At 46.3% G+C, this 9,681-nt stretch carries 9 protein-coding genes and 1 tRNA gene; 6 read left to right on the top strand and 4 right to left on the bottom strand.

Annotation, left to right across the window (positions count from 1 at the left end):
* Positions 1 to 278: 278 nt before the first annotated feature.
* Positions 279 to 350: transfer RNA gene (locus tag QGT46_RS13310), tRNA-Glu, on the bottom strand.
* Between the two features lie 190 nt (positions 351 to 540).
* On the opposite strand from QGT46_RS13310, the gene QGT46_RS13305 reads away from it, so the two are divergent.
* Positions 541 to 2,361 (top strand): serine hydrolase domain-containing protein, encoded by a 1,821-nt coding sequence (locus QGT46_RS13305; protein ID WP_148460331.1) that lies wholly within the window; start codon positions 541 to 543, stop codon positions 2,359 to 2,361.
* A gap of 71 nt (positions 2,362 to 2,432) precedes the next feature.
* The gene (locus tag QGT46_RS13300; protein WP_148460332.1) at positions 2,433 to 3,155 is read left to right on the top strand and encodes a phosphatase; all 723 of its coding nucleotides are present in this window, start codon (positions 2,433 to 2,435) and stop codon (positions 3,153 to 3,155) included.
* Positions 3,156 to 3,191: 36 nt separating this feature from the next.
* Here the strand turns inward: QGT46_RS13300 and QGT46_RS13295 are convergent, their stop codons facing one another.
* The 3 genes from QGT46_RS13295 to QGT46_RS13285 are packed head-to-tail and all read right to left on the bottom strand — an operon-like array spanning position 3,192 to position 5,164.
* Positions 3,192 to 3,872 (bottom strand): LrgB family protein, encoded by a 681-nt coding sequence (locus QGT46_RS13295; RefSeq protein ID WP_024727094.1) that lies wholly within the window; start codon positions 3,870 to 3,872, stop codon positions 3,192 to 3,194.
* Positions 3,853 to 4,230 carry a CidA/LrgA family protein gene (locus QGT46_RS13290; RefSeq protein WP_148460333.1) on the bottom strand — a complete coding sequence of 126 codons (378 nt, stop codon included), beginning with the start codon at positions 4,228 to 4,230 and terminating at the stop codon, positions 3,853 to 3,855. The genes QGT46_RS13295 and QGT46_RS13290 overlap by 20 nt, the downstream gene beginning before the upstream one ends.
* A gap of 1 nt (position 4,231) precedes the next feature.
* Complete coding sequence (locus QGT46_RS13285) at positions 4,232 to 5,164, bottom strand: ribonuclease H-like domain-containing protein (RefSeq protein WP_148460334.1); 933 nt, start codon at positions 5,162 to 5,164, stop codon at positions 4,232 to 4,234.
* A 126-nt stretch (positions 5,165 to 5,290) separates the two neighbouring features.
* Between QGT46_RS13285 and ruvA the strand changes: the two genes are divergently transcribed.
* From ruvA to QGT46_RS13265, 4 genes are read left to right on the top strand one after another with little or no spacing between them, the layout of a single operon-like run.
* On the top strand, positions 5,291 to 5,887 hold the full coding sequence (ruvA, locus tag QGT46_RS13280; RefSeq protein WP_024727097.1) for a Holliday junction branch migration protein RuvA: 597 nt from the start codon (positions 5,291 to 5,293) through the stop codon (positions 5,885 to 5,887).
* 9 nt (positions 5,888 to 5,896) lie between these two features.
* Positions 5,897 to 6,895, top strand: a complete 999-nt coding sequence (ruvB, locus tag QGT46_RS13275) for a Holliday junction branch migration DNA helicase RuvB (RefSeq protein ID WP_148460335.1) — start codon at positions 5,897 to 5,899, stop codon at positions 6,893 to 6,895.
* A gap of 12 nt (positions 6,896 to 6,907) precedes the next feature.
* On the top strand, positions 6,908 to 7,294 hold the full coding sequence (locus QGT46_RS13270; RefSeq protein ID WP_148460336.1) for a cell division protein ZapA: 387 nt from the start codon (positions 6,908 to 6,910) through the stop codon (positions 7,292 to 7,294).
* 4 nt (positions 7,295 to 7,298) lie between these two features.
* The gene (locus tag QGT46_RS13265; RefSeq protein WP_148460337.1) at positions 7,299 to 9,674 is read left to right on the top strand and encodes a peptidase U32 family protein; all 2,376 of its coding nucleotides are present in this window, start codon (positions 7,299 to 7,301) and stop codon (positions 9,672 to 9,674) included.
* Positions 9,675 to 9,681: the final 7 nt, after the last annotated feature.

Below are 9,681 nucleotides of genomic sequence, written 5' to 3'. Positions count from 1 at the left end.
CAAAAGAAAAGCTGAAACAGGCAGGGCTTGTGAGTTGCTACGATTATTACATGGAACGTCATGCTTTGAAGTTATGTTGAACCGCCGTATGCCGAACGGCATGTACGGTGGTGTGAGAGGGGAGATTTAATCTCCCCTACTCGATTGTTGCTTCTATATTAATATAAAAAGACATGAAGCAACGAAAATTTAGTTTTGGTGAGTAATTTTGGTGAGTAACTTTTTCACACAGACATAAAAAAGCCGAAACACCGCATAAATACGATGTTCCGGCTGTATGACCCCAACGAGAATTGAACTCGTGATTCGACCTTGAGAGGGTCGCGTCTTAACCTCTTGACCATGGGGCCGTCTTGCTGTCACCTTTATCTATTATATAGGTTTTTTAGAAAAAGTAAAGACAAAATTTTAAATTCTTTGTATATTTTTTTAAACATAGAAGAATCGTAATGCTAAGGTGCTTTTTCCGTTTTTAAATATGTGCTATATTATACAGAAAGCAAAAGAAGAACAGGCAGTAATAGAAGAGGGTGCAGTGCGATGTTAAAAGAGCAGCAGGCAATGCTGGAACTTGTTTTTAATTTAGTAAGAGGAAACACAGAACATATAAGCAAAGTAGATTTTATTCCACAGAAACCGTCATTTTACAGTCTGCCCGAGTCAGGGCAGAAGCTGCCCAGGTCGGCGCCTGAGGAACAGGGAATCGAATCGGATCAGGTCAGGAGATTGATGGAGGAACTTTTGAATCTTTCTAAAGTGGACATTCATCAGGTGATGATTTTAAGACATGGATATGTGATCGGAGAGTGCCATTATGCGCCATATCCGGAAAATCTCTGGCATATTACCCATTCACTGTGCAAGAGCATAACCGGAATGGCCATTGGCATACTGATCGAAGAGGGCAGTTTAAGGCTTGATGATAAGATTCTGGGGATATTCGATAAAAGTGTATTCTCTATCAGAGGATTTCAGCAGAGGAATCTGACAGTGGAACATCTGCTTACCATGACCAGTCGGGTGGCATTCAATGAAAAAGGTGCCGTGGCCTGCAATGACTGGGTCCAGGGTTTTCTGGATTCGCCGGTAAATGGCCCGGCAGGCTCCAAATTTGAATATAACAGTATGAACACCTATATGCTGTCCGCCATTGTGACGGAAATAACCGGACAATCTCTGATGGAGTATTTGAAACCCAGACTGTTTGAGCCCCTTGGCATTACCAGGATTTTTTGGGAGAGCTGTCCCAAAGGCATTACGAAAGGAGGATGGGGGTTATTTCTCTGTCCGGAAGATGCGGCAAAGATCGGACAGCTTTGTCTTCAAAAAGGAGAATGGGATCAGCGGCAGCTTATACCGCAGAGATGGATTGAAGAGGCGTCCATATGTCATGTGGAAACTCCAAAGCAGTTCGGGGAGTATGGCTACGGCTATCAAATGTGGATGGCAGGCCGTCCGGGGAGCTATGCCTTTAACGGCATGCTGGGACAGAATGTCATGGTATATCCCGATTTGGATATGATTATTGTCACCAATGCGGGAAGCAATGAATTATTTCACACATCCCTGCTCTTGGACACAGTGGCCAAATATTTTGAAGACGGGTTTACTCCCGGGGAAAATTTAAAGAAAAACCGGCGGGCTTATGAAAAGCTTTTACAATTCCAGAATAAGACAGGACGCCATGATACCAGATTTCCGCCAATCTCTTATAGCGGGCTGAAAAAACTTCTCTGGCGCGGAAGTGAATTCTATAAGAAAAGAAAACTGATCCTTGGAGTTGGGGGAAGATTTTTTAAGCTGAAAAAGCAGCATGTGGGCCTTTTCCCGCTAATCATGCAGGTGTTTCACAATAACTATACTGACGGGATCAGCGAGGCAGGATTTTTTACAAAAGACCGGAAATTCTATTTTTGTTTCCGGGAAGGAGAGAAACCTTATTGCCTGGAAGTGGGATGGAAGGAAGCCAGGGTCACTGAGATCGATATGCACGGAGAGGCTTATTTGGTGGCGGTAAAAGGACAGGCAGCTTTTGATGAGGACGGGTATACCGTGCTGAAGCTAAAATTTTCCTTTATTGAGGAAGCATCGACTCGTCTGCTGAAGATCCGTTTCATCGGTGAAAATATAGAAATGCTGTGGAATGAGTGCCCGGGAAAAGACCTTCTTATGACTGGACTTGATTCCGTAATGACCGGGGGGACCAGCAGTTTTCTCTTAGACAGTCTGATGGAAAAGGACACAATCGGGCTGCTGGATCTTCTGATGGATCAGACGGTCTGCCCCAAAGTATTGGGAGAAGAAGACCGTGAGGCAGGGGAGAGATTCGTTGGAGAGGTTCCAATTTCTTTTACTTTATAGTATGATAAAATATAATGTGTAAAATTTAAGAGGGAAAGAATCAGACTGACTGAAAAGAAGGAGTAAGATTTATGGAGTTTAAATTAGACGTGCATTCTCACACTATTGCCAGCGGACATGCGTTCGGAACCGTCAGCGAGATGGCTGCTGCTGCGGCGGAGAGCGGTTTTGAACTGTTTGGGATCACGGAACATGCCAAAGGGATTCCGGGAACCTGTACAGACATTTATTTTAAGAATTTGAGAGTGCTGCCGAGGCAGCTGTACGGCATCGAGATGATGTTTGGTTCAGAAATCAATATTATCGATTATAACGGAAGACTCAGCCTTGATGATGCCTTGATGAAGGAATTTTTAGATATCAGAATTGCGGGAATTCATGAACTTTGTTACAAAATAGGAGATAAGGAACAGAACACCGCCGCATACTTAGGAGCCATGAATCATCCTCTGGTGGATATCATAAGCCATCCCGATGACGGAAGGATTCCGATTGATTACAAGGCATTGGTGATGGGAGCAAAAGAGACGAAAACACTTTTAGAGGTCAACAACAGTTCTCTTTGCCCCGAAAGCTTCCGGGGCAATGCCAGAGAAAACTATTTTGTGATGCTGGATCTGTGCAGGAAGCATAATGTACCTGTGATTGTCAACAGCGATGCGCATACTCCATATGCGGTAGGCAACCTGAATGAGGCAAAAGCCCTGCTTTCAGAAGTTGATTTTCCGGAAGAATTGGTGGTGAACCGTTCTGTCGAGGCCTTTAAAGAGGCACTGAGCAATAAAAGAAAATAAAAAAAACCTGCGTAAATTTTTGCGCAGGTTTTTGTATTAGAAAAGAATTAATGCCAGAATGACCGTGATGATACCGGAAATCCCTATGGAGATACCGCTCATGGCCCCTTCGATTTCACCCAGTTCCACTGCTTTGGAGGTTCCGACGGCATGGCTGCATGTTCCAATGGAGACACCGGCGGCAGCAGGATCATTGACTTTGAAGATTTTGATCAGTACAGGGCTGATCACGGCCCCTAGGATGCCGGTGATAACGACTGCAGCCACTGTAATGGACGGGATGCCGGAAAGCTGGCTGCTGACTTCTATGGCGATCGGGGTCGTGACGGATTTGGGAATCAGGGAGGCCGTCAGATGCTCATTAAAACCAAAGAGACGGCAGAGGACACAGACACTTAACATAGATGTTACAGATCCCACAAAACAGCTCACGAGGATAGGCACCCAGTGTTTCTTCAGCAGATCAAACTCACGGTAGATGGAGAGAGCTAAAGATGCGGTGGCCGGAGCCAGGAACATGGAGATTACAGCACCTCCGCTGTTATAATCTTCAAGCGGTATGGAGAATATATTCAGAAATAGGATGATAAATGCAATGGAGAGCAGCAGAGGATTCAGCGCAGAAATTTTCGTTTTTCTCTGCAGGATACGAAATCCTTCATAGACACAGAGAGAAAGCGCGATTGGAAACATTGGATTAGCAGTCAGTTCTTTCATTGTCATTTCCTTTCTTTTGCAGGGCGAAGATGAGCTTCATAGATAACGAAGTAGTAAAAAATGTGAAAACGGTTGTGAGCAGGCAGATCAGGAGAAACGGTATGATCCGGCCCTGTAACAGCTGGTATTTTTCCATAATGCCAATTCCGGCGGGGAGAAAGAAAAAGGCCATATGATGGAGAAGGAAATCACAGATATCCTGGATCTGATGCTCTTTTACAATTTTTGAGAGCAGGAGGAAAAGGAGCAGGAACATGCTCATGATACTTCCCGGAAATGCAAACGGAAGCAGCTTAGCCAGCCCTTCCCCGGCCAGACAGACGAAGAAAAGGAAGCTCATTTGTAATAAGTGTCTCATGTTATTTATCCTTTCTAAGTAAGTAATATACGATATCTTTGCAGTATTGAAAGAGGTCACTGGGGTCGGAGCAAAAAGTTTCATCCGGGCAAAACTTGGTATAACAGTTTTCCGGAACCGGCTTTAAAACTGCAGACCGGTCTACAAAGGCAGCCATGGATACAGGGATTACGATGTCTTCCAGAGGAAGATACCGGTAATCCTTTATGTTTTTATGGTAGTGCTTCAGCTGGCCGTGTATCAGGGGGCAGTAAAGGTTTGCTTCTGACCCGGCGATCTCAAGCCGGTGTCCTGATTTCTTAAAAGAAAGAGGCACCGGAGTATTGAAAGGGAGAGAAAGGCGGACAGAAAAAGCATGTTCCGACAGACTGTATTCTTCCACTGAAAAATGGCCGCCGGCTAAAGGTTCAAAGATCAGGAGGGACTGAATCCGGGGAAGAGATAAGATGTCTTCTTTATTATGCTGCAAAATCGCAGATTTTAATTCCGGTTCTTTGGTTTTTATGTAGTCCTGATAAACTCTGATCAGCTGCCGTCCGGATATGTGGTCCGTTCTTTGAATCCCCAGGAATTCTTCCACTGATGTTTGTTTGAGATTTTTTAATGGGAGGAGGTGTCTGAAGGAGCGGAGATTTTTATAAAGATCAATGCAGCGTTTGCACTCCAAAGAATAAGGAAGACCAAATTCCTCACATTTCTTTTTCAAAAAAGGCAGATCAAAGGTTCCGCCGTTATAAGTGACGACGGTGTCAAAATGACCCGCATAGCTTAAAAATGAGGCTATAATATCTTTTTGTTCCAGCCCGGATTCATTAAACCACTGCCTGGGCTCCCGGCCTTTCTCACAGCATCCGATGACTGAGAGGGCAGAGGTTTCCGGCGAAAGTCCTGTAGTCTCGATATCCAGATATAAAAGCTTTTCTTTTGTTTCCATCGGCCGGTTTCCTTTCCAAAACTGCTGTCCTTCATTATAGTTCCTGTGTGAAATTTTTTCAATCCCTAACCACAGGCGAGAGATTTGTGTTATAATGACTTCAAAACGTCGCAAGGAGGATATGGAGTGATTTCATATATTAAGGGCATTTTAGTTTCCATGACGCCTGGGGGAGCGGTGGTAGAGAATAACGGCATAGGATATGATATCATGATGCCGGCCGGACAGGAATTTCCGGGAGGAATCGGACAGGAAGTCAAGATCTATACCCACATGCATGTGAGGGAAGACGATGTAAGCCTCTTCGGATTCCGGACGAAGGAGGAGCTGGAAGCGTTTGAACTGCTGATCGGAGTCAGCGGCATCGGCCCTAAGGTAGGTCTTTCGGTGCTGTCCACCCTGTCTGTCTATGAATTAAAGATTGCGGTGATGAGTGATGATTCCAAGACGATATCAAAGACTCCGGGGCTTGGACCGAAGGGAGCAAAAAAGCTGATCCTGGAACTCAGGGACAAACTGAACTTTGAAGAATTTGAGCAGGCTGAACCGATGGACTTTGTGGGGGATTCATCGGCAGAAGATTCTGTGGCGATCACGGCACAGGGGCTTGTAAGCCTTGGCTACTCCAGGTCTGAAGCGATGATGGCCATTAAGAAAGTAGAGAATGCAGCAGAGTACGGCCCTGAGCAATTGCTGAAAAAGGCGCTGACAAAGCTGATATAGAGGAACATTATGTTAGATAGAATGATTTCCACGGAACTGGTGGAAGAAGACATTACAATAGAAAATAATCTAAGGCCTCAGAACCTGGACGATTACATCGGACAGGAAAAGGTAAAGCAGAATCTGAGAATTTTCATCGAGGCGGCAAAGAGCAGAGGCGAGTCCCTGGACCATGTCCTTCTTTACGGACCGCCGGGACTGGGAAAGACTACGCTGGCCGGCATCGTCGCCAATGAAATGGAAGTACACTTAAAGGTCACAAGCGGACCTGCCATCGAAAAGCCTGGGGAGATAGCCGCGCTGCTTAACAATCTCCAGGAAGGGGATGTGCTGTTTATCGACGAAATCCACCGGCTGAACCGTCAAGTAGAAGAAGTATTGTATCCTGCCATGGAGGATTTCGCCATCGATATCCTGGTGGGGAAAGGACAGGCCGCCCGGTCTATCCGACTGGAACTTCCAAAATTTACTTTAGTGGGTGCCACGACCAGGGCCGGGATGCTGACGGCTCCTTTGAGAGACCGGTTTGGTGTTGTCAACCGGCTGAATTTTTATGAGACAGAGGAGCTGATGACCATTGTCATTAACTCGGCGGCGGTGCTAGGCATTCCGATTGAAGAAGAAGGAGCGAGGGAGATCGCCAGAAGATCCAGAGGGACACCAAGACTCGCCAACAGGCTTTTAAAGAGGGTCAGGGACTTTGCGGAAGTAAAGTACGATGGAGTCATCACAAAAGAGGTGGCAATGTCTGCCTTAAACCATTTGGAGGTAGACACTCTGGGACTCGACCAGACCGACCGGACCCTGCTTAAGACGATGATCGAAGTCTTTCACGGCAGTCCGGTAGGACTCGACACACTGGCTGCAGCCGTAGGAGAAGATTCCGGAACCATTGAGGATGTCTATGAGCCGTATTTGATCCAAAACGGACTGATCCAGAGGACGCCGAGAGGACGGATCGTCACCGGCGCTGCCTATCGGCATTTTGGACTGCCAATCCCGGAATAGGAGGGCTTACTTATGAAGAAAAACGTCGTAGAAGTAGTCATAGACGGAAAGTTATTTTATCTTGGCGGAGAAGAGCCGGAGGAGTTTATGCACCAGATCGCATCTTATCTGAACGCAAAGATCCGTGACATGAAAGCTTCGGAGCATTACCTGAAGCTGCCGCCGGATATGCAGAGTTTTCATCTGGCACTGAGTGTGGCCGACGAATATATGTGTATGAAAAATACGCTCGAGAAAAGCCGGGAAGACATGGAAATACAGGATACGGAATTGTACCATATGAAAAATGAACTGGTAGAACTCCAGATCAAGAATGAATCACTGAAAAAACAGCTGACAGAGTACCGGGAAAGGATTCGGGTACTGGAAGAGGAATCAGTTGCAAAAAAGGAACGGTAATCATATGAAGTCAACAGAAGTACTGGCCCCCGCTGGCTCTCCCGAGAGCCTGAAGGCTGCCATCTTAAACGGAGCCGACGCCGTCTATCTGGGTGGGAGCCGCTATGGGGCGAGAGCTTACGCAAATAATTTTGATCAGGAACAGCTGCCGTGGGCTATAGACTACGCTCATCTTTTTGGGCGGAAGGTCTATCTGGCAGTCAATACCCTGATGAAGCAGGAGGAGATTTCGGGACTTGCAGGGTTTTTAGAACCTTATTATGAGAGAGGACTGGATGCAGTTATTGTTCAGGATTTAGGAGCCGTGAGTGTGATCCGCCGCTGTTTTCCCGGCATGGAGATCCACGCCAGCACGCAGATGACCGTGACCGGAATCCATGGGGCAAGAATAGTAAAAGAGCTGGGAGGAAGCAGAGTCGTCCCTGCCAGAGAGCTTTCGCTTACAGAAATACAAAAGATAAAAAAAGATACAGGGCTGGATATGGAGTGCTTTGTCCATGGAGCCCTTTGTTATTGTTATTCCGGACAATGCCTGATGAGCAGTATGCTGGGAGGCAGGAGCGGCAACCGGGGGAGGTGTGCCGGCACCTGCCGTCTGCCCTTTGATCTGTATGAGAACGGCACAAAGTTAAACCACAGAGGACAGAATTATCTGCTCAGTCCAAAAGATCTCTGTACGATCAGGGAACTGCCTGAATTGATCGAACACGGCGTGGACTCGCTGAAGATCGAGGGCAGGATGAAACAGCCGGAGTATGTGGGAACTGTCACGAGGATTTACAGAAAATATGTGGATCTCTATGAAAGCGGACAGCCGTATCAGGTGGATGAAAAAGATGAGAAGGAACTTCTGGAGCTTTTTAACAGGGGCGGATTTACGTCCGGCTATTATAAAAAGCATAACGGCAGGGACATGATGTCATTATACAGGCCGAACCATCAGGGAATTTTCGTTGGGAAAATCCAGTCTGTTCAGGGCCGGCATATTATTTTTCATGCAGCCGAGGATCTGGGAAAAGGAGATGTGCTGGAGATATCTCTGGAAAGAGGAGAAAAAGTGGAGCTTACTTGTCCGGCTTCCCGAAAAAAGGGGGACAAAGTACTCTTAAACGGACAGAAGCTGAAACATTTGAAACCGGGTATGCATATATTCCGGACGAAGAACCAGTCCTTAAAGGACAGGGCGGCAGAGAATCTGAAACAGAAATCGAAAGAAAATATTAAGGGAAAAATTATAATTTCTCCTGGAAAGTATGCTAAACTTTTGATAACTTCAGGAGAATTGGAAGTGGAGGTTTCGGGCGCCGCGGCAGAACCGGCCAGGAAACACCCCCTCTCCAAAGAGGACATCATAAAGCAGATAACCAAAACCGGAGAGAGTGATTTTACCTTTACAGAGCTTGAGGCAGAAATCCATGGTGATATCTTTCTCCCGGTAGCGGCATTGAAACAGCTGAGAAGAGATGCCTTTGAAAAACTTACAGAGGAGATTCTGAAAAAAAGCCGCAGGAGATCAGCAGCATATTCGATGCCTGCTTTGCAGGTTAGAGCAGAAATACAGGGGAATGGGACGCCTGCCTTGTGCATTTCTCTGGAAGACCGGTCCCTGCTTCCTGAGGTTCTAACATGGGACAGGGCAGAAAAGATCTATCTGTCCTTTTATGAAGCAGCGGAGGAACCGGAGATTTTATCACAGTGCAGGAGGGCAGGAAAGCAGGTCACGGTCATGCTGCCTCAGGTCGTGAGAGAACCGGAGCTTCGGCTCTTGGAACAGTCCTGGGATCTGTTGTCCGGTCCGGATGTGGATGAAATCTGTGTCCGCAGTTTAGAAGAACTCATATGGCTCAGAGAAAAACAATGCAGGAAGAATGTACTGGCCGATTATATGGTCTATTGTTACAACAGGGAGGCATACCGGACGCTGAAACAGATATATGGACAGGATATCCGCATGACAATGCCCGCAGAACTAAATTTTGACGAACTGCAGGACCTGACCTGTACAGATGCAGATTTTCTGTTTTACGGACATCTGCCCCTCATGGTTTCGGCGCAGTGCCAGAGAAAAAACAGTATAGGATGTGACCGGCAGAGCTCATGGATGACATTAAAAGACCGGTATGGAAAAGATTTTTATGTCAAAAATCAATGTAAAGGATGTTTTAATGAAATCTACAATGGAGAGCCTCTGTGGCTTGGATCTGAGATCCGAAAAGTCTGCAGGCTGGCTCCCCAGAATCTGCGCCTTCATTTCACGAAAGAGACAGGAGAGGAAGCTTTTGCAGTCTACCGGGCTATCTGTGAAATACTGGAGGGAAAGACGGCTGAACTTCCATTCCCAAATTATACAAAAGGACACTTTAAGAGAGGAATATTATAGGTGGTAA

This window comes from Anaerostipes faecis, assembly GCF_910574135.1.
In the GTDB taxonomy this organism is placed as follows: Bacteria; Bacillota; Clostridia; order Lachnospirales; family Lachnospiraceae; genus Anaerostipes; species Anaerostipes hominis.
Note: the sequence above shows the minus strand (reverse complement) of the source record. Positions and strands in the feature narration are given on the sequence as shown.